General features: G+C 69.4%; 23 protein-coding genes and 1 pseudogene. 12 read left to right on the top strand and 12 right to left on the bottom strand.

All coding sequences use genetic code 11. The annotated features are described in order from the left end of the window. Positions 1 to 21: 21 nt before the first annotated feature. Both ACQP0N_RS02575 and ACQP0N_RS02570 read right to left on the bottom strand, forming a co-directional pair. Positions 22 to 744 (bottom strand): hypothetical protein, encoded by a 723-nt coding sequence (locus tag ACQP0N_RS02575; RefSeq protein WP_433117253.1) that lies wholly within the window; start codon positions 742 to 744, stop codon positions 22 to 24. 312 nt (positions 745 to 1,056) lie between these two features. Further along, positions 1,057 to 1,890, bottom strand: a complete 834-nt coding sequence (locus ACQP0N_RS02570) for a DUF4231 domain-containing protein (protein WP_433117251.1) — start codon at positions 1,888 to 1,890, stop codon at positions 1,057 to 1,059. Positions 1,891 to 2,199: 309 nt separating this feature from the next. Here ACQP0N_RS02570 and ACQP0N_RS02565 point away from each other — a divergent pair, with 309 nt between their 5' ends. Beyond that, positions 2,200 to 3,414, top strand: a complete 1,215-nt coding sequence (locus ACQP0N_RS02565) for a hypothetical protein (protein WP_433117249.1) — start codon at positions 2,200 to 2,202, stop codon at positions 3,412 to 3,414. A gap of 290 nt (positions 3,415 to 3,704) precedes the next feature. Here ACQP0N_RS02565 and ACQP0N_RS02560 read toward each other — a convergent pair whose 3' ends face one another. Both ACQP0N_RS02560 and ACQP0N_RS02555 read right to left on the bottom strand, forming a co-directional pair. Then, on the bottom strand, positions 3,705 to 4,691 hold the full coding sequence (locus tag ACQP0N_RS02560; protein ID WP_433117248.1) for a hypothetical protein: 987 nt from the start codon (positions 4,689 to 4,691) through the stop codon (positions 3,705 to 3,707). A 98-nt stretch (positions 4,692 to 4,789) separates the two neighbouring features. After that, on the bottom strand, positions 4,790 to 4,999 hold the full coding sequence (locus ACQP0N_RS02555) for a winged helix-turn-helix domain-containing protein (protein WP_433117245.1): 210 nt from the start codon (positions 4,997 to 4,999) through the stop codon (positions 4,790 to 4,792). A 474-nt stretch (positions 5,000 to 5,473) separates the two neighbouring features. Here ACQP0N_RS02555 and ACQP0N_RS02550 point away from each other — a divergent pair, with 474 nt between their 5' ends. Then, a complete protein-coding gene (locus ACQP0N_RS02550) occupies positions 5,474 to 5,749 on the top strand; it encodes a hypothetical protein (RefSeq protein ID WP_433117243.1) in 276 nt (91 codons plus the stop codon). Between the two features lie 85 nt (positions 5,750 to 5,834). Here the strand turns inward: ACQP0N_RS02550 and ACQP0N_RS02545 are convergent, their stop codons facing one another. Continuing rightward, positions 5,835 to 6,779 carry a zinc metalloprotease gene (locus tag ACQP0N_RS02545; protein ID WP_433117241.1) on the bottom strand — a complete coding sequence of 315 codons (945 nt, stop codon included), beginning with the start codon at positions 6,777 to 6,779 and terminating at the stop codon, positions 5,835 to 5,837. A 197-nt stretch (positions 6,780 to 6,976) separates the two neighbouring features. Between ACQP0N_RS02545 and ACQP0N_RS02540 the strand changes: the two genes are divergently transcribed. Then, positions 6,977 to 7,705: a tetratricopeptide repeat protein gene (locus tag ACQP0N_RS02540; RefSeq protein ID WP_433117239.1), complete on the top strand. Its 729-nt coding sequence runs from the start codon at positions 6,977 to 6,979 to the stop codon at positions 7,703 to 7,705. Positions 7,706 to 7,710: 5 nt separating this feature from the next. On the opposite strand, the gene ACQP0N_RS02535 is transcribed toward ACQP0N_RS02540, so the two are convergent. Beyond that, positions 7,711 to 8,463: a TIGR03089 family protein gene (locus tag ACQP0N_RS02535; RefSeq protein WP_433117237.1), complete on the bottom strand. Its 753-nt coding sequence runs from the start codon at positions 8,461 to 8,463 to the stop codon at positions 7,711 to 7,713. 181 nt (positions 8,464 to 8,644) lie between these two features. Here ACQP0N_RS02535 and ACQP0N_RS02530 point away from each other — a divergent pair, with 181 nt between their 5' ends. Then, positions 8,645 to 9,673, top strand: a complete 1,029-nt coding sequence (locus tag ACQP0N_RS02530; protein WP_433117235.1) for a hypothetical protein — start codon at positions 8,645 to 8,647, stop codon at positions 9,671 to 9,673. Here the strand turns inward: ACQP0N_RS02530 and ACQP0N_RS02525 are convergent. The 3 genes from ACQP0N_RS02525 to ACQP0N_RS02515 all read right to left on the bottom strand — a co-directional run bounded on the left by ACQP0N_RS02525 (position 9,657) and on the right by ACQP0N_RS02515 (position 11,498). Next, positions 9,657 to 10,541, bottom strand: a complete 885-nt coding sequence (locus tag ACQP0N_RS02525; RefSeq protein ID WP_433117233.1) for a hypothetical protein — start codon at positions 10,539 to 10,541, stop codon at positions 9,657 to 9,659. The two genes, ACQP0N_RS02530 and ACQP0N_RS02525, sit on opposite strands and share 17 nt — an antisense overlap. A 5-nt stretch (positions 10,542 to 10,546) precedes the next feature. Further along, the gene (locus ACQP0N_RS02520) at positions 10,547 to 11,065 is read right to left on the bottom strand and encodes a SigE family RNA polymerase sigma factor (protein ID WP_433117232.1); all 519 of its coding nucleotides are present in this window, start codon (positions 11,063 to 11,065) and stop codon (positions 10,547 to 10,549) included. A 61-nt stretch (positions 11,066 to 11,126) separates the two neighbouring features. Then, a complete protein-coding gene (locus ACQP0N_RS02515; RefSeq protein WP_433117230.1) occupies positions 11,127 to 11,498 on the bottom strand; it encodes a MerR family transcriptional regulator in 372 nt (123 codons plus the stop codon). 58 nt (positions 11,499 to 11,556) lie between these two features. Here ACQP0N_RS02515 and ACQP0N_RS02510 point away from each other — a divergent pair, with 58 nt between their 5' ends. Together ACQP0N_RS02510 and ACQP0N_RS02505 are read left to right on the top strand one after the other, a co-directional pair. Continuing rightward, on the top strand, positions 11,557 to 12,465 hold the full coding sequence (locus ACQP0N_RS02510) for an NAD(P)-dependent oxidoreductase (protein ID WP_433117228.1): 909 nt from the start codon (positions 11,557 to 11,559) through the stop codon (positions 12,463 to 12,465). Positions 12,466 to 12,602: 137 nt separating this feature from the next. Then, positions 12,603 to 14,906: an esterase-like activity of phytase family protein gene (locus ACQP0N_RS02505; protein WP_433117226.1), complete on the top strand. Its 2,304-nt coding sequence runs from the start codon at positions 12,603 to 12,605 to the stop codon at positions 14,904 to 14,906. Between the two features lie 321 nt (positions 14,907 to 15,227). Here ACQP0N_RS02505 and ligD (ACQP0N_RS02500) read toward each other — a convergent pair whose 3' ends face one another. Both ligD (ACQP0N_RS02500) and ligD (ACQP0N_RS02495) read right to left on the bottom strand, forming a co-directional pair. Then, entirely contained in the window at positions 15,228 to 16,142 is a 915-nt protein-coding gene (ligD, locus tag ACQP0N_RS02500) for a non-homologous end-joining DNA ligase (protein ID WP_433117223.1), read from the bottom strand. After that, a complete protein-coding gene (ligD, locus tag ACQP0N_RS02495; protein WP_433117221.1) occupies positions 16,132 to 17,073 on the bottom strand; it encodes a non-homologous end-joining DNA ligase in 942 nt (313 codons plus the stop codon). Before ligD (ACQP0N_RS02495) ends, ligD (ACQP0N_RS02500) begins: the two co-directional genes overlap by 11 nt. A gap of 85 nt (positions 17,074 to 17,158) precedes the next feature. On the opposite strand from ligD (ACQP0N_RS02495), the gene ACQP0N_RS02490 reads away from it, so the two are divergent. From ACQP0N_RS02490 to ACQP0N_RS02465, 6 genes and pseudogenes are all read left to right on the top strand, one after another. Then, positions 17,159 to 18,196 carry a Ku protein gene (locus ACQP0N_RS02490; protein WP_433117219.1) on the top strand — a complete coding sequence of 346 codons (1,038 nt, stop codon included), beginning with the start codon at positions 17,159 to 17,161 and terminating at the stop codon, positions 18,194 to 18,196. A gap of 71 nt (positions 18,197 to 18,267) precedes the next feature. Beyond that, a complete protein-coding gene (locus tag ACQP0N_RS02485; protein WP_433117217.1) occupies positions 18,268 to 18,906 on the top strand; it encodes a DUF4241 domain-containing protein in 639 nt (212 codons plus the stop codon). Between the two features lie 101 nt (positions 18,907 to 19,007). Next, complete coding sequence (locus ACQP0N_RS02480; protein WP_433121376.1) at positions 19,008 to 19,730, top strand: FKBP-type peptidyl-prolyl cis-trans isomerase; 723 nt, start codon at positions 19,008 to 19,010, stop codon at positions 19,728 to 19,730. Between the two features lie 189 nt (positions 19,731 to 19,919). After that, positions 19,920 to 20,743: pseudogene (locus ACQP0N_RS02475) on the top strand (SCO6745 family protein). A 32-nt stretch (positions 20,744 to 20,775) separates the two neighbouring features. Further along, entirely contained in the window at positions 20,776 to 21,429 is a 654-nt protein-coding gene (locus ACQP0N_RS02470) for an HAD family hydrolase (protein ID WP_433117215.1), read from the top strand. Positions 21,430 to 21,502: 73 nt separating this feature from the next. Continuing rightward, positions 21,503 to 22,513 carry an NADPH:quinone reductase gene (locus ACQP0N_RS02465; protein ID WP_433117213.1) on the top strand — a complete coding sequence of 337 codons (1,011 nt, stop codon included), beginning with the start codon at positions 21,503 to 21,505 and terminating at the stop codon, positions 22,511 to 22,513. Between the two features lie 186 nt (positions 22,514 to 22,699). On the opposite strand, the gene ACQP0N_RS02460 is transcribed toward ACQP0N_RS02465, so the two are convergent. Then, complete coding sequence (locus tag ACQP0N_RS02460) at positions 22,700 to 24,334, bottom strand: fatty acid--CoA ligase (protein ID WP_433121374.1); 1,635 nt, start codon at positions 24,332 to 24,334, stop codon at positions 22,700 to 22,702. Positions 24,335 to 24,405 lie beyond the last annotated feature (71 nt).

Here is a 24,405-nt window from a genome sequence, read left to right as displayed (position 1 = left end):
CCGCCCTGATGGCGGCCGATCTCAGGACGACGGTCGGACGCGGGTGAGCCGTCGACGGCGCACCTGGCGTCGCAGCAACGACCCGACGGTCGCGAGCAGCAGCAGCGGACCGACGCTGGTGACGAGCCGCCGGGTGGTGCTCTGGTCGTGGCCCGTCCCGCCGGTGGCAGCCGCTGGCGGTGGCACGTCGCCGAGCAGCCAGTCGTGGGAGTACTCGTCGGTGCCGTACACCTGGCGTTTGCCCTCCGGCCCGGTCGCGACCGTCCGGTACGCAGGGTCGAGGTCGGTCAGCATCCGGACCTCGACGCGGGCGACGCCGACGGCACCCCCGCAGGTGTAGTCGACGTCCACACCGGAGGCGGCGAGGTCGCTTGCCTTTCTGACGGTGCCGGCGCACGCCTGACCGGCGACGCTGACGGTCATCTGCTTGAGCAGGTAGTCGGCGAACGGCTTAGATCCGGCGAGGATCGTCGCGTCCTTCTCCCGGGTGTCGACCGCGCCGTCGAGCAGGACACGGTCCTGCGGCAACAGGCCGAGGTGGACGCCGAGGAGGGTCAGCTCGTCGACGCCGCCTGGCTTCCACGTCACGTGCACCACATCGGGGCGGCCCGCATCCGCCGCGACGGTCACGGTCTGCGGATAGCCGTACGGGTGGGCGTCGGCGGGTACCGCCGTGGCGAGCAGGGTGAGGGTGAACGCCGCCGAGATCACGACACGGCGGGGCCACCGAGCGGTTGCGGGCATGCCAGCGCTCCGGGTCTACAGGGCTGTGGCACGCCGGTGGGCGCGACCGTTCAGTGACCCTGCCGGTCGTTGGCGAACTCGCCACGCAGACCCGATGAGGAACGGGCGCAGCGAGGGTGAACAGTTAGTTGATCAACTGCGGCCAGGTGCGCCACGGGATGCCGGACCGCTCAGGAGGCGTTGAGCGCGCTACGCCAACGCGCCCGCGCCTACCCGCATCGACAAATCGTCCGCCACGTGTGCACCGCGTTACGCGCCGACTTCCCCTCGCCCCTAATCTTCCATGACGCGGGAAAGTTCACTCCTCCGTTTTCAGCGTCGACGAGCGCGCCACATGGTGTGTTCCCGGGAGATCGCGGCCTCCGCGTCGTTTACGAACTGAGACATCTGAAGCTCCGAGTTGGCCCGGCTGGCGAGTGATCCGATGGTGGCAAGCTCCTGGCTCGCCAAGGCGTAGGCGGTCGCAACGCCGTCGTGTTGCCGTGTTTGTGTCCAGGCCGCACCGGCCGCAATCGCGGCGGCGGCTACTCCGAGCAAGTCAATCTTCGTCCAACCAGCAGCCCGCAAAACTGCAAAAACTACACCACCGATTTCTAGTACGAGCAGCCCAACCGACCAGCGTGTTGCTTGTATCCGGTTCGACAAGGACCGACTAGCGTACCAAGCCCTTTGGTGCTCCAGGCGGTCGCTCAAGTATGCAGCCCGGCGAACATGGAGGGGGGATGAGCGCAATGTGCGCATCCCCTCCGTAATTTGTTGCCCAGCCGCAGCCGGAGCGGCGAGTCCTGCCGATTGCATGTCGTTGGTCATCGCCAGCAGTCGTCCGGTGAAATCTTCTACGCACTCCGAGCCACCCCGGGTCCGAAGGAATGGCTCTGCCGCTACCGCATAGCGCCAGGACAAAGATTTGATGGATTCCGAAAGAGCCCTTCCGGCATACCACCGCTGGTTCGGGTGGTGTGCAAGTAGGAAGACTTCGACTGTCGAGGCGGCAGCAAAAGCGCTGGCGGCTATGACTGCACCCAGCGCCAAGTCGTAAAGCTCCCAAGTAACCACCCCCGCCGCAGCAGCCAGCAGTAGGAGTAAGAGCCGTGCCGCAACTAGCCTTACGGTTACTTCTTGTCCGCGCTGTGACTCACGGGACACGGCACGTTGGAACGGCGGAAAGTCCTCAGGTCCTAGCACGACACTCCCCTCCCGCAAAATATCGCTTTTGTTCGATTTCGCGTTACTTCGATGCGGATAAGGCGCTTTAGTGCCGGCCTAAGTCAGCAACGGTCTAGTTCCTGGATACCTGAAGAGGGCACTGATCCGCCTGCTGATCGAACTGCTGTTCGACAATTCTCCGAACGCGCGTTCGAACCACCGCATCACCAATGTCATTTCCTTGTCAGCAGACCCTTTTGGGTCCCTTCATGTCTGTTGATCAAACGCGTCTGAAGTTACCATCTGCCAATGACATCGGTCGAGGATGAGACAGTAGTTGCTGAAGCTCTCGCGTCCAACGGTGTAGCTGAACCTACCGAAGCTTCCGGTGCCGAGAAGCGGAGACGGCGAACGCGTCCAGTTCCGCCAATAACATTCGACGAGGCTCTTACGCTCGGACTGGCAATACAAGAACATGCCGCCGGACAGAAGGTGCGCCGCCTCACCTTGTTCGAAAATATGAACCGCGAGGCTGACAGTAACGCCAGTCGAGCGCTGATTACTGGGTCCTTCCAGTATGGCGTTACGCTGGGAAGCTATCGTTCAGAGCATCTAGAGCTAACCCCTGATGGTGCCGTAGCAACGTCGTCGGACGCCTCCCCTTCCCAGCGATTCGCCGCACAGTTTAAGTTAGCGGTTGAGAAGAACGAGCTCTTCCGGAAGGTCTACGAAAACTTCAAGGGAAACCGCCTCCCCACTACCTCCGTGCTGAAAGATTATGTGCTCAGCGAAGGCATCGACAGGGATTTTGCAAATGAATGCGTAGAGACATTCGTCGTTAATGTAAAGTTCCTGGGGCTCCTTAGGACTATCGCCGGCGCTGAAAGACTGCTCACCAAGGAGCACATTCTCGAAGATATGGAGAAGTTGGGAGCGCTCGCCGTATCTAAACGTACGCCGCAGGTTATCGAGGGAACCGTTGCCTCGGATCCCGTCGAGGTAACAACCGTCGTAGATGTCCAGGTCCGTGACCCGATGTCCGAGACTTGCTTCTATATCGCCCCGATCGGGCAACCGGATTCCGAGGAACGCCAACACTCTGACTTGTTTATGGGCTCACTGGTCGAGCCAGCCCTTCAAGAGTTCGGGATGAAACTTGTACGCGCCGATCATATAACCGACCCTGGGCTCATTTCGAAGCAGGTTATTGAGTATATTGTCCGGGCGCCTCTCGTGATCGCCGACCTTTCTTTCCACAATCCAAACGTTTTCTACGAACTTGCACTGCGTCATGCCGTTCGGAAACCGATTGTGCAACTGAGCAGAATCGCGGACCGCTTGCCGTTTGACGTTAGAGAATTTCGCACGGTGCAGATAGACACGACTTCGATTTACACCCTTGTTCCTAGACTAGATACGTATCGCAGCGAAATTGCCTCGCAGATCAGGATGACAATGGAATCGAACGATCAAGGCGAAAACCCTCTAACCATTTTCTACCCAGGCTTCTGGTCCATGGACTGATAGGTGCTGCAAGGATGGGGCCGACTTCCTGTTGCACCGTCGCCCTAAACGACTACGTCCTAGGCGCCACCGGGTAATAGGATCGAGTTGGTGGACGCCTGATTGCGGAGGAGAGGCTGCCGGTGCAAACGGGGCGCTCGGGGTCGTCTACGACTGGACCCCCAAGATCACGATCGGGTCTGACGCCCGCCTCCGCCCGATCGAACGGTAGCGGGAAATGTGCTCGTTGCTTATGGCAAGTTTGTCAGAATTGATACATTGATAGGGCGGCCAGAATGGCGAGTAGACATTTATCGCTGCTGGAAGTTTCCCTTCAAGTCCGAAATCCATCGCTCAATGGCAGGCTGGACAGTGCCTTCGATGTTTAGAAGGTCGAAGGTCTCACGCAGGGTTCCGATGACATCTGCTCGGAGGTTTCTGAAACCCTTGTCAGCCAAGAGCAGCGTGGGCTTGTTCAACCCCCGCATAAAGCCGTACTCGATGGCGACATTCGGGTTAAACTCATCCGCCGCTCTATCCTCAAGAACCGCCACGCCTCTTTGAGAGCAAAGCATATAGACGCAGACGTTGTTCCAAAGGTTTCGATCGGGCATGTACATCTTGTCATCGGCCCGAACTGGATCGAAGTCGTAATGACGCAGGACTCGCCGCAACTCCTGGTCAAGAGTAACGAGGAAGCCGCTGCCCGCGTCAAAGCGAGTCATGAGGAAGACATTCCGGTCGTAACGTGGGTGGTCATTGAAGAACCGCTCACATTCACGCGACAAAAACTCGTACCCTGGCGGAAGCAAGAATTCCCCTACTCGGTCAAAACCTCGGATGTAGTGCAGCTGCCTTTCGACGGTGTGGGCTATCTGAAGATTGATTGCATACTTCATATCCGGCGTGAGCATGTCCCACTCTTCGTCGGTGCTGTGGCCCTTCAGCTCGGGCATGAGAAGAGCGACGTCCTGCTGCCTTAGCGCGAAGGCTTTGTGAAGGCGGTCGGCAACCCCGAGAAGCGCAGCCGGGCCAAATGGATCGCTTTGGATCTCGGGAATGTGCCTTGGCCACTCTTTAGCATCGGTGCTGCTGCTGATGGTGGGGGTCGCTCCAGTGGCACTCTTATCTTTCAGGATAAACAATCGAGCATCTGGCCTCGCCTGATAAACCTCGGCATCGAAAGCCTGAATAACCGGCCAGCGATGGAGATCACTTCGATAATGCCGCTCGACGGCCTCTCGGATCCAATGCGTTATGGCGAAAGCCCAGTCCGCGTTGTAGTGCTGCCTGACCATTTTCGTACCTCCCCCTACAACCCACAACTCTTCCGAAACGTCGGCGTCCAGAAGGCGCGAAGGGAATTCCTATCCCTACGGCCACCAGGCCCACGAAGTCAGCGGCGGGCGGAGTCGGCGACGAAGACGCCGCGACCCGGACGGCCGACCAGTACGCCCTGCTCCCGCAACGTCGCGACCGCCCGCTGGATCGTCGAGTGCGAAACATCGTAGGAGTCGGCGAGCGCGCGACCCGAAGGCAACTGGCTCCCAGGCGGATACGTACCGTCCTTGATCTTGCCTCGCAGGTCGTCTAGCAGCTCGTCCATGGTGGGCGGGATAGGCACGATGCGGCCCCTTGCAGTCGGTTGGCCCACCCAGTATTGATCCACCCTCTCGACGTAGGCAATGCATGTACTGAAAGAGGTGATGGTGGTGACGTAGCCGAAGGTGATGATGGTTCGGCAGAAGAGGTCAAAGCAGTACTTGACGTAGGTGATGCTGCATCGGTAGCGTCACTGTCGGTGATGCGGTGCTGCTGCGGTCGGTTGGCGCCTCTCGTACCGGTCTCGCATCGCCGCCGAGACCCCACCCTCCGCGCTCCCCCGGCGCGGCCCTGCTGCCGTACCGCCGATGAAGGCTGCGGTCGCAGGGTGGGGCGGTCTCCGCCGCCCGCAACCGGCGGAGGCCGCCCCCTCCACTTCGACGCGACCCGACGAAGGGCGGTCCCCCGTGCGCGACCCGATCCGCCGGCTGCTGAGCCGACGCGAAGAACGACCACCAACGGCAGCAAGCCACGACCGATGACCGAGCGCTGGGTGATCCACCTGCCCGTCACCGCGCCCGACCTGTTCCGGGCCCGGATCTTCGCCCGTACCGCCGCCCGCGTGCTGGCCCGGCTCAGCGCCCGCGTCGAGCCGGGCGGGGTGACCGTGTCCGCCGAGGACCAGCAGTGCGTACGCCACTGGGTTTTCTGCGATCAGCGACTACCCGGCGGCGGCCGATGTGCCCTACCGCCCGACCACACCGCGCCCTGCTCTCGCCGCGCGCCCCGGCGCTACGCACCCTCCCGGAGATGACCAAGAGGTTTGCGTCACCGATCAGCTTTCCGGTGACGCAAACCTCTTGATCAACACGCGCGAGCTGCCCGGCGGCCCCGACAGGTCAGCCTGCGCGGAACGCCACCCAGGCGTCGCTCATTCGGTCGGCCTGGCCGGCGGTGAACATGTCCATGCAGGAGTCCTGCGTGTAGTCCATGAAGTTGTGGATCGGGTCCAGCCCGGGTGCGGTGCAGGAGTCCGCCCCGATCGGGCAGTCGAACTGCGGGGCTGCCTCGCGCGGGGTGTCCGCCACGAAGTCGCCGGAAGCCGAGCAGCCGTGCGCGAAGGTGTGCTCCAGCATCAGCCAGTGGCCGACCTCGTGCGTCAGCGTGTCACCGAGGGCGTACTTGCCGGCCGTGCCGCCCGGCATCGACTCGTCGAGCATCACCACGCCGTCGATGTAGTCGCGGCCGTTGTTGTAGCCCTTCGGGAAGTACGCCCAGCCGAGGAGCCCGCCGCCGATGTTGGCCGCGTACACGTTGAGGGTCTCCGAGTCGCCGGTGTAGAGCGCCTTCTTCATGTCGCGCTCGTTCTTGCCCGGCTCGACCGTGTACCAGGCGCTGTTCACCGTCCACGTCGTGTCGACGAGATCGAACCGGAACGGCGTGTCGGAGGCGTCCGCCGACGTGCGGCCGGCGTACGAGTCGTTGAGCACCGTCATCTGCGCCGCGATGAGGGTCTTCCAGCGGGCCGTCTCGGCGGCGGTGAACGGGTGGTCGGAGACCATGTGGAAGACCGTCGGCACGGTGACGCTGCCGTTGGGCAGGCGCGGCGCGTCCTTGATCACGCCGTAGGCGTTGGCCTCGTTCTTCGAGTACAGCTCGGGCTCCTGGGCCGTCGCGCCCGCGGTGACCCGGGCGGCGCTCGGCTCGTCGGCGCAGGCCGTGACGCCCGGGGAGGCGGTCACGGGGGCAGCGGTGGCCAGCGCCCCGGACGCGCCGCCGGACGCCAGGAACGTGGCGGCGGTGGCGGTGAGGACCGCCAGCCGGAAGGGGGATCTGCTCTGCATCGGTGCACCTTTCGGTGAGGGAGCGGTGCGGGTTCGACGATGCCGTCGCATCGGTATGAGAACACGTCGACGACATCGACAAAAGCCCCTCTGAGCAGGGAATATGCCGATGTAACGGAACCTGATCCGCCAGCGCTGATTGGGTCGCTCCGCGACTGCGGGCGTGCCCGCGCCACCTGTCGCTGACCGTCCACACAGTGCAGGCCTCGACCACTAGGCTGCTGATCCGGCACGCAGTGGCGATGCCAGGACGGGGGCGGCGAATGAACGCCGAAGATCGCATCGAACGGGCCCAAAAACTCTACGAACAGGCCGTGTACGGCGGCGACGCCCGCGTACTGGCCGATGCCGAACGCGACCTGGACGCGGTGGAGGCCGACGCCGCGCTGGCCCGTGGGCGGATCCTGCACGCGCGGTATCTCGACGAACGATCCCGGGGCGACGCGTCCCCCGTCGAGGACCCGGCGGAACTGCCGTTGTTCGAGCGGGCGAGCGAGCTGTACCAGGCCCTCGCCGACACCCGCGGCCAGGCCGAGGCGCTGTTCTGGATCGGCTGCCTGCACCAGGTCATCCGGCGCGACAATGAGACCGCCGTCCCGCACCTGGAAAGGTCCCGCCAACTGGCGGCGCAGGCCGGCGACAGGTCGACCGAAGCCGAGGCACTGCGCCACCTGGGCATCGCGGCACACGTGGCCGGGCGTCTCGATGAGGCGCGCGAGCGGCTGGAGGAGTCGTCACGGCTGCGCCGAGAGATCGGAGCGCTGTCCGGTGTGGCCGCCAACATGGTCGGGCTGGCCTACGTCGCCGCCGCCCAGGACCGCCACGCGGACGCGGTCGCGACCCTCGACGAGGCGGACGCCATCGCGCAGGCGCACGGCGCCCATGCCGTCGTGCGGCAGATCGAAGAAGCGAGAACGCAGATCTAGGCAGGTTAGAGGATCCGGGTGACCTGTTCGGCGGCGACGATCGCGTCCCGTCGGGCCGGATCGAGGTTGGCGCTGATGACCACCGACGCGCCAGCCGACAGCGGCGCGAGCAGCCACTTCAGCGGCTGCTCATGCTCGGCCGCGTCGACCAGCAACCGGTCACCGGCCCGCAGGCCGAGCATTCCGGCGACCTCCCGGGCGAGCGCACCCCACTGTCCGTAGGTTGTGCCGTCCGCGCTCGCCGGGTCCGTCGGGCGGATTGCGGTGTGGTCGGGCGTGACTTCCGGGTGGCGGAGCACCTCGGCGGACCAGTCCAGCCAGCCCAGCGGCACGTCGGCGAGCCGGCCGGGCCCGGTGCCGACCAGGTAGCGGTGCGGCGCGTCCGGCACGTCCTCCAACCAGTCGTCCTGCCGCTCCGGCGTCACGAAGACCGCGTCGAACGGCCGGTCGCCGCCGGGCTCCAGCACCGCCAGGCCCGCCGTGGCGCGCGGCCGGAACGACACCGCCAGGCCGCACGCCCACGCCCCCAACAACACCGCGGCGGTACGCCAGTGCGGAGGCAGTAACACCGCTACGCGGCTGCCGGGACCGAGCCCGCAGCCGTCCCGCAGCAGGCTCGCGCTGCGCGCGGACCAGGCGCCGACCTGCTGAGCGGTGAGGTCGACGCGCTCACCTGTCGCCTCGTCGCGGTAGCTGAGCAGCGGGCTCTCGGTGGCGGTGGGCGGGACCGGCAGGTCGGCCGTGGCGTGTGGCTGCATTCGCGTGCTCCCGGTGGTGACGACGTCCGCACCACCCTACGCAACGACTTTGGTCGCCGTCGTCGTCGGCCGATGGCCGTAGCGACTGGCCGGATGGCTCGCGCACGGTGACGGGCGACGACCGCCGAGCCGCCGAGGAGCGCCCGTGCCGCCCGAACCCGACCCCGCCGACCGTCTCCCGATGCGCCGCAGGCTCGTGCCGGTGGTGGCGTTGCTGCTGCTCGCGCCCTGGGCGGCCGAGTGCTCGTGGGGCGGTTTCGCCATCGACGACTTCCTCCCGGTGATCATCGCCCTGGGCCCGATGTACGGCGGAGCGGCGATCCTGATCCGGGAGACCGCCCGACGCCTCGGCGCGGGATGGCCGACGATCGTGCTGCTCGCCGCCGCGTTCGGCGTCCTGCAGGCCGGTCTGGTGGACCAGTCGCTGTTCAACCCCGGCTACCTCGACGACACCCAGTACGCCGACACCCGCTCCGCCGCCGAGGCGTCGCTGGTGCCGGGGCTCGGGTTCAGCGTCCGGCAGGCGTACGACTACGTAGGTAACCACATCCTGCTGACCATCTGCGCGCCGATCGTGTTCGTCGAGTCGTTCCTCGGCGCGAAGCGGCGGCATCGGCCCTGGCTCGGGCGACCCGGGCTCGCCGTGGTCGGAGTGCTCTACCTGCTCGGCAGCCTGCTGGTCTTCACCTCGCCCGAGGGCCGCAAGAACTTCCTGGCCAGCCCGCTGCAACTGAGCTTCGCGACGGTGGTCGTCCTCGCCCTGGTCGCGGCGGCCCTGCTGCCCCGCTGGCGTCGTACCCGTCCGCGTCGCGCCCGGCGGGTGCCGCACCCGCTCTGGGTCGGCCTACTGGTCGTCGTCGCCCACCTCTTCACCGACCCGACACCCGGCTGGCCGGGGGTGGCCGTCGCGCTGGCACTCACCGCCGCCGTGGCAGCAGTCGTCGTGTACTGGTCGACGGGCTCAGGCTGGGGGCAGCGGCACGTGCTCGCCGCCGCCTCGGCGAACGTGGTCAGCGCCGCCGCCTTCGCGTACCTGGTGCCGCCCTACTCCCCGGCGAGCCCGGCGGCGGCCCTGGCCGGCGACGTCGCGGTCACCGTCGTCACCCTGGCCCTGGTCGGCGGCGCGTGGTGGCGGCTGCGCCCCGCCACGTCCGGCCCGGCGTCCACCAGCGTGGACGCCGGGCCACCCGCCGCTAGTTCGAGATCATGACGATGTCGGTCGGGCGGTCGACCTTCACCTCGACGCCGTAGTCGTACAGCGCGAGCGTCGAGGTGACCGTCCCCCGGTCCAGCCGGCCCTTCGCCGTCGACTCCCAGGTGACGGCGAGCGCCACCGTCGCGATCCGGCCGTCACGGTCCAGCGTGACGTCACCGGCCGTGCTGCTCGACCAGTCCCGGGCCGCCGTCGTGTACGTGAAATGCAGGCTGCCGTCCGGGTTCTCGGTGACCGTCGCGTTCGCGCTGCTCAACGCGGCGAACAGGGCGGCCGGGTCGGGTTGGGCAGCACCCAACACGGCGTTCCCGTCGCCCTGCAAGGAGAGGCGGTCGTACCTACCGGGGTACTGCCCGTAGCGGCCGTACGTCTCGCCCGGTCCCTTGTCGGGCGGCAGCTCGCCCTGCGGCCGTTCCGCGCCCTCGTACCGGGTGCCGTCGATCAGCAGCTCGGTCTGGATCGAGTCGTCGTGTGGCACGCGCACGTACCCCGTGGCGGTCCTCGGGTCGAACGCGCCCTCGTACGTCAGCCCGCCCGGCCCCGAGTTGGTGAGCCGCATCCGGTAGCTGATGTTCTCGCTGGCGGTGGCCGCCGAGACCAGGCGCAGCGCCGGCGAGACCTGCTCCGGCTGTGCGGCCTGGGCGGTGACGCCGGGACGCTCGGGTGGGGCGTTCGTCGTCACGGTGACGGCGGTGCCGACGCCCAACGCCAGCAGCGCGCAGGTCGTACCGGCCAGGGCGGTGGCCCGGCGGCGGCGACCACGCCGGCCGCGCTCGAGCAGCGCCGGCACGTCCGGGGCGGAACCCGGTTCGCCGTCCACGAGGTCCTGCAGTCCGCGTACCAGACGGTCGTCGATGTCGTTCATGACTGTCACCTGCTCACCGAGTCGAAGGATCTGTTCAGGAGGTGTCGCAACGCGCCCAACGCCCGGGCGTTCTGGCTCTTGACGGTGCCCAGCGAGCAACCCAGGATCTGGGCGACCTCGCGCTCGCTCAGGTCCTCGTAGTGGCGCAGCACCACGACCGCGCGTTGCTTCGCCGGCAGCGCCAGCAGCGCCCGGCGCAGGACGTCGGCGTCGGGGTCGCTGCCGCCACCCGGGGCGGCCCGGTCGGGGACGTCCGCGACGAGGCTCTCGCGGCGGCGGCGCCGCCAGAGCGAGGTGTGGTTGTTGACCAGCGCCCGGCGAAGGTAGGCGTGCGGGTCGTCGAGCCGGGACAGCCGCCGCCACCGCTCGTAGACCCGGACCAGGCTGTCCTGGAGCAACTCCTCGGCCCGCCAACGGTCGCCGCAGAGCAGCATGGCCAGCCGGATATGTCGCTCCCACGCCACCTCGACGAACGCGACGTAGGACCGGTCCGTCGCGGACAGAGATTTCTGTTGGTCGGTCACGCCCCTACCACGCGGCGACCCCGCAGAAGGTTGTCACGGGCGCGTGGACGTCTTCGGACCGTCAGTGGGTGGGCCGCCGGGCCGCCGGGCCGGCGTGGATGAGCCGGTCCAGCACATCGCGGGCGGCAGCGAGCCGATCCATGGACGCCGTGATGCGGGCGCGCTCCACCGCCAGCGCGTCGAGGAGTTCGGGGCAGGTGGGGGCCAGCACGGTCACGTCGTCGGGGATGCAGGGAAGGATCTCGGCGATCGCCGCGGTATTCAAGCCGGCGGACAACAACAGTTGGATGTGCCGCACCGCCCGCAGCGCCTGGGAGTCGTAGTGGCGGTAACCGCTCGCGAGACGGGCCGGTCGCAGGAGGCCCTGCTCCTCGTAGTAACGCAGGGCGCGGGGGGTGGTGCCCGCCTCTCGCGCAAGTTCGCTGATCCGCACCCCGGCAGCAGATCAGGGCTTGACCTTGACGTCAACGTCAAGGTTTAGCGTCGTCGCCGTGACACACCACAACCTGGACAATCACGCCGCCGCCGTCGCCGTCCTGGGACTCGGCCCGATGGGCCGGGCGCTGGCCGCCGCGTCGCTGGCCGCCGGCCACCCCACCGTGCTCTGGAACCGCTCACCCGCCAAGGCGAGCGCGCTGGTGGCCCAGGGGGCGATGCTCGCTCCGACGGTGGCCGACGCGGCACAACGGGCATCGGTCGTCATCGCCTGCGTCATGAACTACCGAGCGGTCCGCGCCATCCTGTCGGGGCTCGAGCGCCCGCCGAGCGGAACATTCGTCAACCTCAGCAGCGGGCACGCCGCCGAGGCACGGGACATGGCGGACTGGGCGGCGCAGCAGGGCGTCAGCTACCTCGACGGCGCCATCCTGACGCCCGCGCCGACCATCGGGACAGCGGCCGCGACGATTCTCTACAGCGGTCCACGGGCCCTATTCGACGAGAGCCTTCCCTGGTTGGAGAGCTTCGGTGGATCCAGCGCCTACCTCGGGGCGGACGTCGGCACGGCGGCGGCGTACGAGATGGCGTTGCTCGACCTGTTCACCATGTCCGTCGGCGGGCTCGCGCACGCCTTCGCCCTGGCCAGCACCGAAGGCATCGCCCCGACCGCGTTCGCCCGCTTCGCCCGAGGAATCGGTGGCCTGTTGCCGGACATGGCCGACCGGTTCGCCGAGCAACTCACGTCCGGGACCTTCACCGCCGACATCTCCACCATCGCGTCGGCAGCCTCGGCGGTCGCCCACGTCCGCGACGCCGCGACCGCAGGCGGCGTCGACCCCGCGCCGCTACAGGCCGTGCAATCGATCATCGAACGGGCCGTCGCGGCGGGCCACGGAGGCGACAGCTACGCCCGGCTGGCCCGGTCGCTCGTACCAGCCGATCCGGCGGAGGCGGCACGATGATCACAGTCAGCAGCGGACGACCGCCGTCGCGGCGGGGGCGTCGCTTCAGCGCTTCGCCCGCTGTTCACGTCGCCGCAAGCTGACGCTCCCCGGCGAGTGCCAGCCTCCGAGCGGGTACGAACCGACGGAGGAAGTCCTTGACACTCAGAAGAGCACTCACCGCGCTGACCGCGGCCGGTGTGGCTGCCGCCAGCCTGACCGGGGCCACCCCCGCGTCGGCCGGCGCGCACCACGGTGGCCGGTCAGTCGCCTTCGACCGGGTCGCCACGTACCCGGTCTTCCAGAACCGCCCGGCCGGCGAGGACCCCGCGACCGCGACGGTCGCCGAGATCTCGACGGTCAGCGAGGACGGCCGCACCCTGATCTACACCGATGCGCTGGCCCGGCGGATCGGCTTCCTGGACATCTCCCGGTCGGACCGGCCACAGGGCCTCGGCACGCTCTCGCTGGCGCAGCTCGGCGACGCCGAGGACGAGCCCACCTCGGTGACCGTGGTCGGCCGGTACGTGCTGGTGGTGGTGAACACCAGCAGCAGCTACACCGAGCCGTCCGGCCGGCTCGACGTGATCGAGCTGGCAACACGCCAGCGGGTGGCGAGCTTCGACCTCGGTGGTCAGCCCGACTCGATCGCCGTCAGCAAGGACAAGCGGTACGCCGCGATCGCCATCGAGAACGAGCGCGACGAGGAGGCCACCCCGCCGGGTGGCGAGGAGGGCGACCTTCCCCAGGCGCCCGCCGGCTTCGTGCAGGTCGTCGACCTGACCGGGAAGTCGCCGGCCAACTGGCGGCTGCGACCGGTCGCGCTCACCGGTACCGACGGCAGCGCGCTGCCCGCGCTTGTCGACGCCGGGCTGGCCGCGCCGACCGACCCGGAGCCGGAGTACGTCTCGATCAACAGCCGCAACGAGTTGGCCGTGACGCTTCAGGAGAACAACGGCGTCGCCCTGATCGACCTGCCCACCGGCCGGATCACGAGGGTTTTCAGCGCGGGCACCGCCACGGTCAGCGGGATCGACACCAAGAAGGACGGTGTCATCGACCTGACCGGCAGCATCACCGACGTCCCGCGCGAGCCGGACGCGGTGGCCTGGGTCGACGACCGTTACCTGGCCACGGCCAACGAGGGTGACTGGCACGGGGGCACGCGCGGCTGGTCGGTCTTCGACAGCCGGACCGGGCGGGTCGCCTGGGACGCCGGCAACACCTTCGAGCGCCTCGCCGTCACGTACGGGCTGCACAACGAGGACCGGGCTGGCAAGAAGGGCACCGAGCCGGAGGGCGTGGCGGTCGCCGAGTACGACGGCGTGCGGTACGCCTTCGTCGGCTCGGAGCGCAGCAACTTCGTCGCCGTGTACGACCTGGGCAACCCCATCCGGCCGGTGTTCCGGCAGCTCCTGCCGACCACCAACGGACCGGAGGGCCTGCTGCCCATTCCGTCGCGCGGCCTGCTCGCCGTCTCCAGCGAGACGGACGACGCCTCGGTCAACGTCCGGGCCTCGGTGTCTCTCTTCCGGATCGGCAAGGGCACCCCGGCCTTCCCGAGCATCGTCTCCACGTCGGAGGAGTCCGGTGCCCCGATCGGGTGGGGCGCGCTCGGCGCGTTGAGCGCGGTCCCGGGCAAGCGGGACCAGCTCTACAGCGTCACCGACGCGGCGTACAGCCAGACCCGGATCCTCACCATCGACGCGAAGCGCACGCCCGCCGTGATCACCGGCGCGCTGCCGGTGCGGGACGCGGCCGGCGCGCCGGTCGGGTACGACGCGGAGGGCATCTTCGCCCGTCCGCAGGGCGGCTTCTGGCTCGCCGTCGAGGGCGCCAAGGGCACGGAGAACAGGCTGGTCCGGCTCGACGCGGCCGGGGTGACCCGGCAGAGCGTCGCGCTACCCGCCGAGGTCGCTGCCGGCCTGGGCAAGCAGGGCCTGGAGGGCGTCACGGCGACCACCGACCGGCAGGGCCGGGAGATCGTCTGGGTGGCCGTGCAGCGGGAGCTGAGCACCGACCCGGCCGGGATCGTGCGTCTCGGCCGGTACGACGTCACGGCGGGCACGTGGAGCTGGTTCGGCTACCAGTTGGAGAGCACCACCGTGCCGGGCGACTGGATGGGGCTCTCCGAGATCACCGTGGTCGGTGACCGGTTGGCGGTCATCGAGCGGGACAAGCTCAACGGCCCGGCCGCCACGGTGAAGCGGATCTACACGGTGCCGCTGCCGGTCGCGGCGACGACCGGCCCGTTGACCGTGCTCCCGAAGAAACTCGCCGTCGACGTGCTGCCCGCGCTCCGGGCCACCAACGGTTGGACCCAGGAGAAGCTGGAGGGTCTGACCGTGGCCGGCAACGGCGAGGTGTACGCGATCACCGACAACGACGGGGTCAAGGACGCCACCGGCGAGACGGTATTCCTACGGCTCGGCACCAGCAGAAAGGTCTTCGGACACCGCTGATCCGCTTGCCGCCCGGCGCCCACCTGCACAGGGTGGGCGCCGGGCCGATCGCGCACCGTGACCACGGGCCGGCCAGCCACCCCACCGCACACATCCTTTGCTCTGCTTCAACGGAGGCAACAGGCACGCACAGTGACCACGGATCTGACCGCCTTACCCTCGGACAATTGCAAAGCAGCAGGTAGGCCGAGTGTTTCCTCTATTGAAGCAGAGCAAAGGGGTTGAGCAGACCGGCCGACCTCCCCGAGAGGCGTCACGCTGGGCGACCGACGTCGATCTACCGCCCCGACACGAAACGTCACCCCTAACCACCGACGACCGTCAACGGGCGGGCAACTCCGGGCCGCCGTCGAGCAGGTCGCCGAGCAGGTCGCCGTACTCCTCGACCCGTTCCAGGACCTCGGCGGCGGTGAACTGGCGGACGGCCGGCTTCCGGCCGCGTGCGCCGGCCTCGACCTCGTCCCAGGTCAGCGGCGTCGATACCGACGGCGTCCGCTGGGCTCGCAGCGAGTACGGCGCGACGGTGGTCTTCGCCGCGTTGTTCTGGCTCCAGTCGATGAAGACCTTGCCCGGACGAAGATTCTTCGCCATCTTCGACACGATCAGCTTCGGATGCGCCTTCTCCAACTCCTGCGCGATCCGACGCGCGTAGGCGGAGACGTCGTCGGCGGACTGGGTGCCGGCGATCGGGCAGCAGAGCTGCATGCCCTTCTTGCCGGACGTCTTCGGGTACGAGTCGATGCCGTCGTCGGCGAGCCGGTCGCGCATCAGCACCGCCACCGGGCAGCACTCGGCGAGGCCGGCCGGCGGTCCCGGGTCCAGGTCGACCACCATCATGTCGGGGTTCTCGTCGACCTTCCACTGGGGCGTGTGCAGTTCCAGCGCGGCGAGGTTGGCCAACCAGACCAGGGTCGGCAGGTCGTCGGCGACGACGTAGTCGATGGTCTCCCGGCCCTTCGTCGAGCCGGGCGCCGGCAACGTCTCGACGCGTACCCAGTCGGGGGTCGCCGCCGGTTTGTTCTTCTCGAAGAAGGACTTGTCGTCCACCCCATTCGGGAAGCGGATGCGGGTGACCGGCCGGTCGGCCAGGTGCGGCAGCAGCACCGGCGAGATCCGGGTGTAGTAGTCGATCACCTCGCCCTTGGTGAAGCCGACGGCCGGATAGAGGACCTTGTCCAGGTTGGACAGCTCCAGCGCGCGACCCTCGACGTCCACCCGCAGCTTCTCAGCCGGCATCGTCGACCTCCTCCGGCGGCTTGTCCGGGCGCAACCGCAGCACCCGGGGGAAGCGCAGTCGGCCGTCGGGGGTGCGCTGGCCGTACTTCACCTCCACCACCACCCGGGGTTCTACCCAGATGGCACCCCGGGCATCCTCGCGCGGCACACCCGCCGCGAACGGTGACGCGCCGGTCCGCAGCGGCTCCAGCTCGGCGAGGAGTTGCCGTTCGATGGCCGCGCCGATCCCGCCACCGACCCGACCCCGGTAGATCAGCCGACCGTCCGGGCCCGGCACTCCGACCAGCAGCCCGCCGATGCGACGCGCGCCCGGCCGCCAGCCCCCGACGACGAAGTCCCCGGTCACCTCCAGCTTGACCTTCACCCAGTCCGGCGAGCGCACCCCGGGGCGGTAGACGGCCGCCACCCGCTTGGCCATCACCCCCTCCAGACCGTGCTCCCCGGCGGCCTCGTACGTGGCCGGGCCGTCGGCGAACACCGGCGGCACCGCCCACCGCGCGCCGCCGAGCGCGAGCGCGTCCAGGGCCTCCCGGCGACGCTCGTACGACCAGCCGGTCAGGTCGTCGCCGTTCAGGCGCAGCAGGTCGAAGATCATGTACGTCACCGGCATGACCGCCGCCAGCCGGGCGGCCTTGGCGCGGTCCCGGACGTGCATCCGCTCGGCCAACGCGGTGAACGACGGCTGCCCGCCCTCGCCCAACAGCACCACCTCGCCGTCGAGCAGCGCGTCGTCGACCTGCTCGTGCAGGGTGGCCAGTTCGGGGTACGCGGCGGTGATCTCCACGCCGGAGCGGGCATAGAGGTGCTGACCGCCGCCGGAGATGTTGGCGAGCGCCCGGACCCCGTCCCACTTGAACTCGTACGCCCAGCCGTCACCCGCCGGGAGCGGCCCGGTCATCGCGAGCATCGGCTTGAGCGGCGCGCCAGGCACGACCCGACTGTAGTAGCAGGCCGAACACCTCGCGTCATGTTCTTTCGGATGCGAGCATGGTCGATACCGGGGAAGGGAGCGCAGGATGCGTGCCATCTGGAAGGGAGCCGTGTCGTTCGGGCTCGTCTCGATCGGGGTGAAGCTCTACTCGGCGACCGAGGAGAAGGACATCCGGTTCCACCAGGTGCACCGCGAGGACGGCGGCCGCATCCGCTACAAGCGCACCTGCTCGGTCTGCGGCGAGGAGGTCACCTACGACGACATCGCCAAGGGCTACGACATCGGCGGCGGCGAGATGGTGATCCTCACCGACGAGGACTTCGCCGACCTGCCGCTGACCAGCTCCCGGGCGATCGACGTGCTGGAGTTCGTACCCGCCGAGCAGGTCGACCCGATCCTCTACAACAAGGCCTACTTCCTGGAGCCGGAGGGCACCGCCACCAAGCCGTACGTGCTCCTGCGGGACGCGCTGATCGACTCGGAGCGGGTGGCCATCGTCAAGGTGGCGCTGCGCCAACGTGAGCAACTCGCCACGTTGCGGGTCCGCGAAGGCGTGCTGCTGCTCAACACCATGCTCTGGCCGGACGAGATCCGTACCCCCGACTTCGGTTTCCTCGACGAGGACCTCAAGGTGCGTCCGCCGGAGCTGGCGATGGCCAGTTCCCTGATCGACTCGATGACCGGCGAGTTCGAGCCGGACGTCTTCACCGACGACTACCGGGCCGCGTTGCAGGAGGTCATCGACGCCAAGGTGGAGGGTCGGGAGGTCGTCCAGCCGGAGGAGGTCGAGGAGGCCCCGGCCGCGGCGGTGGACCTGATGGCCGCGCTGAAGGCCTCGGTGGACCGGGCCCGGGCGGCGCGCGGCGAGCAGCCCGCGCGGGGTGGCGGCGGCGAGCCGACGCCCATCTCGTCGGCCCGGTCGGCGCAGAAGGCGGCCGAGAAGAAGGCCGCCAAGGCGCCCGCGAAGAAGACCGCGACGAAGAAGACCGCCGAGAAGAAGGCGGCCGAGCCGGCGAAGAAGACCGCCGCCAAGAAGACCGCCGCCAAGAAGACCACCGCGAAGAAGGCCGAGCCCGCGAAGAAGACCGCCGCACGCAAGACCGCACCCCGCAAGAGCGCCTGAGGTACGCGGCACCGACGGTGTCCGCCACACCGGGTACGCTCCGCCGGCCGTCGGCCACCGGAGGAGCCCCCATGCCGCACACCCCTGACCTGGACCGGTTGTTGACGCCCGGGGCGCGCTTCACCGACGAACACGGCGCGTACCTCGTCGAGGCCCATCCGCTGGGCGACGTCGTACTGCCGACCGGCCGGATCGTCGGGTGCGATCCGCTTGTCGTACCGGAGGCCGAGCCGTACACGGTGGCCGTCGCGCCGGGACGGTATCCCGGCCGCGCCTGGGTGGCCGTGGTGCTGCGGGAGGACGCCGAGGTGGACCGGCGGGTGGCCGCGCTGGAACTGGTGATCTGCGCCGAGCCGACGACCCGCTGGGAGCAGGCCGTGGTGGGCGACCAGGACGTCGCCGCGCTCGGCGCCGACGACTACTTCGGGTACGGCGTGGACGCCGGCGCCGGCACGCTCGCCGACCCGACCGCGCTCGCCGCCCTGGAGAGCTGGGACGAGGAGCGGATCGAGGACGTCTTCATTCCCGCCGAGCTGCCCTCGTCGCCGGTTCCGGGGCTGATCACGGCCGTGCTGGACGAGGCAACCGGCGCGAACGTCGTCACGGTCGCCACGGGCTGGGGGGACGGCTGCTACGGCACCTGGATCGGGCGGACCGCCGACGGGAGGGTCACCTCGTTCGTGACCGACTTCATGGTGGTCCCGGAGTAACGTCCCGCAGACGGCGTTTCTGGGCGATCCGAGACGTGCGGGGCGGGCACAGCGGGCCGCCGGGCGGGTACCGTGTGCGTCGGCTTTCCCCCCGGCACCGGGTGCCGGCCACACCTTCGCAGCAGGGAGTCGACGACGTGAGCGAGCGCACGCAGGAGAACCGGTCGGAGGGCCAGAGCCCGGCGACGAAGGCGGGGCGGCGGCTGGCCGCACAGTTGGCGGCGCAGAAGGCGGCCGAGGCGAAGCGCCGCCGCCAGGCATGGGCCGGCGGGCTCGTCGGTGTCGCCGTGGTGGCGCTGCTCATCGGCGGTTTCGTCTGGATCGACAAGAACCGGGACGACAAGCCCAGCAACGCCTCCGGCGCCAACCCGTCCGCCTCCGCCGCGGCGCCGGACGCCCCCACCGCGCCGCCCGCACCGCCCGCGCCGCAGCTCCCCGAGGGCGCCGATCCGGCGTTGGGCAGCAAGCCGACGGTGAAGGCGGGCACGGGCGAGCTGAAGAAGCTCACGGTCACCCCGATGATCAAGGGCACCGGCCCGGCGGTCAAGAAGGGGCAGAACATCACCACCAACTACGTGGGCGTCTTCTACAAGGACGGCAAGGAGTTCGACTCGTCCTGGAACGCCGGCCAGCCGGCCACCTTCCCGATCGGCGTGGGCCAGGTCATCCCCGGCTGGGACCAGGGTCTGGTCGGTGTGACCGTGGGCAGCCGGGTGCAGCTCGACATCCCCGGCGAGTTGGCGTACGGCAACGACGAGGCCAAGGCCGGCGGCCGTCCGACCGGTCCGCTGCGCTTCGTGGTGGACGTGCTCGCCGCCCAGTGACCCGTCCGGATCGCCCCGGTTGTCACCCCGGCGCGATGGCTTTGTTCACATGGGGCTTCCTGCCCGTCACCCTCCGGCAGTAGGTTCGGCGTCACCCCGGGCGACCGCAGTCCGGGGTGACGACGCGGACGCGGGACGGTGGAGGTACCTGTGACGGCGCTGGAGGATCTCGGGCGTACCACCCGGGTGATGTGGACGTACTTCGAGCCGGTGCACGCGGTCACCTACTTCCACCCTCGGGCCCGCGCCGCGTACGAGGCGGTCGGGCTGCGCGGCTACTGGCGGGGCTACTTCGCCGGTCGGGCCGCGCCGCTGGGCGCCGCCGAGGCCCCTCCGGTCGTCGCCGCCTTCTTCAGCTTCGCACCGCCGATGGTGAGCCGGGCCCTGCCCGCGGTGTGGCGGCTGGCCAACCCCAGGAGGCGCTGCGCGCCCGGCTGACCGGCGCGGTGCAGGCCCTCGCCGAGCTGACCTACGAGCTGCCCGAGGGGCACCTGGCCGAGGCCGCCAACCTGCTGGAACGGGCCGCCGCGGCGGCGCAGACCGCCGGTCGGGTGCTCGGAGCGGCCAACGCGGCGCTGCCGATCGGGGAGTACCCGCTCGCCCGGCTCTGGCAGGCCGCCACCACGCTGCGGGAGCTGCGCGGCGACGGACACATCGCCGCCCTGGTGGCTGCCGGCCTGGACCCGGTGGAGGCGCTGGCCTGGCGCGTCGCGGTGGACATGTCGGCCCAGAGCCTGCTCGGCCGGGGCTGGTCCGAGGAGCAGTGGCGGGCCGCCCGCGAGCGGCTGACGCGGCGCGGCTGGCTGGCCGGGGACGGCACCCCCACCGATGTCGGCCACGCCGAATTCCAGGCGATCGAGGACGCCACCGACCGTGCTGCCGGGCACCCGTGGCAGGCGCTCGGCCCGGGCGACACCGACCGCCTTCGTGAGCTGCTGGAACCCCTGGCCCGGTCCTGCCACACGGTGATCCCACCGGACAGCCCGATCGGGCTGCCCGCGCTGGCCGGCTGACCGTGGGTCCCGCCGTCGGGCAGGATGGGCCCGTGGTGGATGCGGTGGTCTTCGACCTGGACGGCGTGATCGTGGATTCCGAACCGGTGTGGGAGGAGGTCCGGCGGGCGTACGTGGCGGCACACGGTGGCGCCTGGCAGCCCGACACCCAGCGTCGGCTGATGGGCATGAGCACCGGCGAATGGGCCCACTACCTGAGCGGTGAGCTGGGTGTGCGGCGCACCGCCGCGCAGGTGGCCGACGAGGTGGTACGGGAGATGGCGCAGCGCTACCGGGAGCACGTGCCGTTGATCGACGGCGCGGACGACGTGGTACGCCGGTTGGCCGCGCGGTGGCCGCTCGGGTTGGCCAGCTCGTCGCCGACCCGGCTGATCGCGGCGGCACTGGAGGCGACCGGCCTGACCGACGCGTTCGGCGCGACCCTGTCCACCGAGGAGACCGAGCGGGGCAAGCCGGCCCCGGACGTGTACCTGAGCGTCGCGCAACGCCTCGGCGTCGACCCGGCCCGCTGCGCGGCCGTGGAGGACTCGTCCAACGGCGTGCGGTCGGCCGCGGCGGCGGGGATGCGGGTGGTGGCGGTGCCGCACGGGTCGTACCCCCTCGATCCGGACGCCGCCGCGCTCGCGGCCGTGACGTTGGGGTCGATCGGCGAGTTGACCCCGCAGCTGATCGACGGTTTGGCATGACGGGATCGGTGCGGGGTACCGCAGCAGGCGGCACGGCAGACGCGTGCCGCGCCGGCCAGCGAGGAGACCACGGATGAAGGCCATCGTGTACGAGCGCACCGGCGACCCGTCGGTGCTGGAGCTGGTGGATCGGCCGGTGCCCGAGCCGGGGCCGGGCGAGGTGCTGGTCCGGATGGCGGTCTCGGGGGTCAACCCGACGGACTGGAAGTCGCGCCGGGCGTTCGCGCCGGACGGGTGGCAGATCCCGGGGCAGGACGGCGCGGGTGTCGTCGAGGCGGTCGGCGAGGGCGTCGACCGTGAGTTGATCGGCGAGCGGGTCTGGATCTGGGAGGCGGCCTGGCAGCGGCCGTGGGGCACCAGCGCGGAGTACACGCTGGTGCCGGTACGGCAGGCGGTGCCGCTCGGCGACGCGTCGTTCGAGCTGGGGGCGAGCCTGGGCATTCCGTTCCTCACCGCGCACCGCTGTCTGACGGCCGGCGAGTTCATGCCGGACGCGCTGCGCGCCGGCGCGCTGGCCGACCACACCGTGCTGGTGCAGGGCGGGGCGGGCGCGGTGGGCAACGCGGCGATCCAGCTCGCCCGCTGGGCCGACGCCACGGTGATCGCCACGGTGAGCAGTGCCGAGAAGGCGCAGCTCGCGGCGTCGGCCGGCGCCTCGTACGTGATCAACTATCGCGAGCAGGACGTGGTCGAGGAGGTCGGCAAGATCGCCCCCGACGGGGTCCACACGATCGTGGAGGTCGCGCCCGCCCAGAACGCGGCGATGGACGCGCAACTGATCCGCAACGGCGGCGCGGTCTGCGTGTACGCCGACAACGGAGGCACCGAGGTGACGCTCCCGATCCGCCCGCTGTACGTGGTGAACGCCCGGTGGCAGTTCGTGCTTGTCTACACGGAGCCGAAGGCGGCCAAGGCGCAGGGTGTCGTCGACGTGGCGGCGGCCGCCAACCAGGGCGGCGTCCGGGTGGGCGCGGACGCCGGTCTGCCGCTGCACCGCTACCCGCTCGCCGACACGGCCGCGGCGCACCAGGCGGTCGAGGACTCGGCGGTCGGCAAGGTGCTGATCACCACCAGCGACGCCTAAATCTGTCGTCGGGCACCGGATTTCTCCGTCACCGGGACAGAGGCGAACAATTTTCGCAACAATGACGGTGCGGGGTCACCCGCGTGGAGCGGGCGGCCCCGGCGCGGTGCGAACGCCGGGGCCGCCCTCTGGGGAGGAATGTCAGGAGTACTCCTCTGCCCATAGGCGACGGTGCCCGGTCAAACGTTACGGTGCTGTCAGCTCCCGGACAGTCAGGTCGCCTTCGGCGTACCGCGAACGGACGACTTTCTTGTCGAACTTGCCCACGCTGGTCTTCGGCACCGTGTCGATGAACGCCCACCGCTCGGGCAACTGCCAGCGGGCAACCGAGCCGGCCAGGAAGTCCCGCAGCTCCTCGGCGGTCACCGAGGCCCCCGCACGGACGACCACGGTCGCCAGTGGCCGCTCGTCCCACCGCTCGTCCGGGACACCCACCACGCACGCCTCCAGCACGGCGGGATGGGCCATCAGCGCGTTCTCCAGCTCGACCGACGAGATCCACTCGCCGCCGGACTTGATCACGTCCTTCGCGCGGTCGGTGAGCGTGATGTACCCGTCCGGGGAGAGCGTGCCGACGTCGCCGGTCCGCAGCCACCCGTCGCGGAACTTCTCCGGATCAGGGGCGTCGTCACCGACGTACCGTGCGGTCACCCACGGCCCACGGACCTCCAGCTCGCCCACGGCCGAACCGTCGGCGGGCAGCGGATCGCCCGACGGGCCGACGATCCGCGCCTGCACGCCAGCCGGCACGCGACCCTGCGTGTAGCGGTAGCGCCACGCCTCGTCCGAGGACACCCCGGCGGGCGGACGCGAGACCGACCCCAGCGGCGACATCTCGGTCATGCCCCAGGCGTGGATGACGTCGATCCCGTGCCGCTCGTCGAACGCGTGCATGAGCGCCGGAGGGCAGGCCGAGCCACCGACGATCACCTCGGTGAGCGACGAGCTGTCCACGTCGTGGTCGTCCAGGTAGGCCAGCAGGTCGGTCCAGATGGTCGGCACCGCGCCGGCCAGGGTGGGCCGCTCGGCAGCGATCATCTCGGCGATCGGCGCGGCCTGGAGGAACCGGTCCGGCATGATCAGCGACGCGCCGGAGAGGAACGCCGCGTACGGCAGACCCCACGACATGGCGTGGAACATCGGGACGATGGCCAACTCCCGGTCGGTCGGCCCGAGACCGAAGCCCTCCGGCATGCAGACCTGCAACGAGTGCAGGTAGATGGACCGGTGCGAGTAGGCGACGCCCTTCGGGTTGCCGGTCGTGCCGGACGTGTAGCAGAGCGCCGCGGCGTCGTGCTCGTCCACCTCCGGCCAGTCGTACACGTCCGGACGGTCGGCGAGCAACGCGTCCCAGTGGTGCACCGTGATCCGGTCGCCGGCCGCCGCCACCAGTGGGGCCGGATCGCCACCGCCGACCACCACCACGTGCCGCACCGTGGCCAACTCGCCGATCACCCGGGCCAGCAGCGGGATGAGCGTGGTGTCGACAAGCACCACCCGGTCCTGCGCGTGGTTGGCGATGTAGACGACCTGGTCGGGAAAGAGCCGGATGTTGAGCGTGTGCAGCACCGCGCCCATGCTGGGCACCGCGAAGTAGGCCACCAGATGCTCGTTGTTGTTCCACATGAAGGTGGCGACGCGCTCGTCGCCGGTCACCCCGCACTCGTCGCGCAGCGCGTGGGCCAGCCGGGCCGCCGTGCGGCCCACCTCGGCGTACGTCATCCGACGGGGTTCGGCGCCCGTCCAGGTGACCACCTCGGCCCTGCCGTGCACCCCTGCGCCGTGGTCGAGGATCCGGGAGACCTGCAGGGGGGCGTCCATCATCGTGCTACGCATGGGTAACAAGCTAGTGTCGGCGGTCACACGTTGGGAACCCCCGTAAATTGTCGCAG

Source organism: Micromonospora sp. CA-246542 (assembly GCF_050942905.1).
Lineage (GTDB): Bacteria > Actinomycetota > Actinomycetes > Mycobacteriales > Micromonosporaceae > Micromonospora.
Note: the sequence above shows the minus strand (reverse complement) of the source record. Positions and strands in the feature narration are given on the sequence as shown.

What these genes read in the sequence shown, in the direction of transcription:
- ACQP0N_RS02465 (WP_433117213.1), top strand. Translation starts at nt 21,503, where the DNA reads ATGAAGGCCATCGTGTACGAGCGCACCGGCGACCCGTCGGTGCTGGAG.
- ACQP0N_RS02490 (WP_433117219.1), top strand. Translation starts at nt 17,159, where the DNA reads ATGCGTGCCATCTGGAAGGGAGCCGTGTCGTTCGGGCTCGTCTCGATC.
- ACQP0N_RS02485 (WP_433117217.1), top strand. Translation starts at nt 18,268, where the DNA reads ATGCCGCACACCCCTGACCTGGACCGGTTGTTGACGCCCGGGGCGCGC.
- ACQP0N_RS02530 (WP_433117235.1), top strand. Translation starts at nt 8,645, where the DNA reads ATGCGCCGCAGGCTCGTGCCGGTGGTGGCGTTGCTGCTGCTCGCGCCC.
- ACQP0N_RS02565 (WP_433117249.1), top strand. Translation starts at nt 2,200, where the DNA reads ATGACATCGGTCGAGGATGAGACAGTAGTTGCTGAAGCTCTCGCGTCC.
- ACQP0N_RS02555 (WP_433117245.1), bottom strand. Translation starts at nt 4,999, where the DNA reads ATGGACGAGCTGCTAGACGACCTGCGAGGCAAGATCAAGGACGGTACG.
- ACQP0N_RS02550 (WP_433117243.1), top strand. Translation starts at nt 5,474, where the DNA reads ATGACCGAGCGCTGGGTGATCCACCTGCCCGTCACCGCGCCCGACCTG.
- ACQP0N_RS02525 (WP_433117233.1), bottom strand. Translation starts at nt 10,541, where the DNA reads ATGAACGACATCGACGACCGTCTGGTACGCGGACTGCAGGACCTCGTG.
- ACQP0N_RS02560 (WP_433117248.1), bottom strand. Translation starts at nt 4,691, where the DNA reads ATGGTCAGGCAGCACTACAACGCGGACTGGGCTTTCGCCATAACGCAT.
- ACQP0N_RS02575 (WP_433117253.1), bottom strand. Translation starts at nt 744, where the DNA reads ATGCCCGCAACCGCTCGGTGGCCCCGCCGTGTCGTGATCTCGGCGGCG.
- ACQP0N_RS02460 (WP_433121374.1), bottom strand. Translation starts at nt 24,334, where the DNA reads ATGGACGCCCCCCTGCAGGTCTCCCGGATCCTCGACCACGGCGCAGGG.
- ACQP0N_RS02535 (WP_433117237.1), bottom strand. Translation starts at nt 8,463, where the DNA reads ATGCAGCCACACGCCACGGCCGACCTGCCGGTCCCGCCCACCGCCACC.
- ACQP0N_RS02545 (WP_433117241.1), bottom strand. Translation starts at nt 6,779, where the DNA reads ATGCAGAGCAGATCCCCCTTCCGGCTGGCGGTCCTCACCGCCACCGCC.
- ligD (WP_433117223.1), bottom strand. Translation starts at nt 16,142, where the DNA reads ATGCCGGCTGAGAAGCTGCGGGTGGACGTCGAGGGTCGCGCGCTGGAG.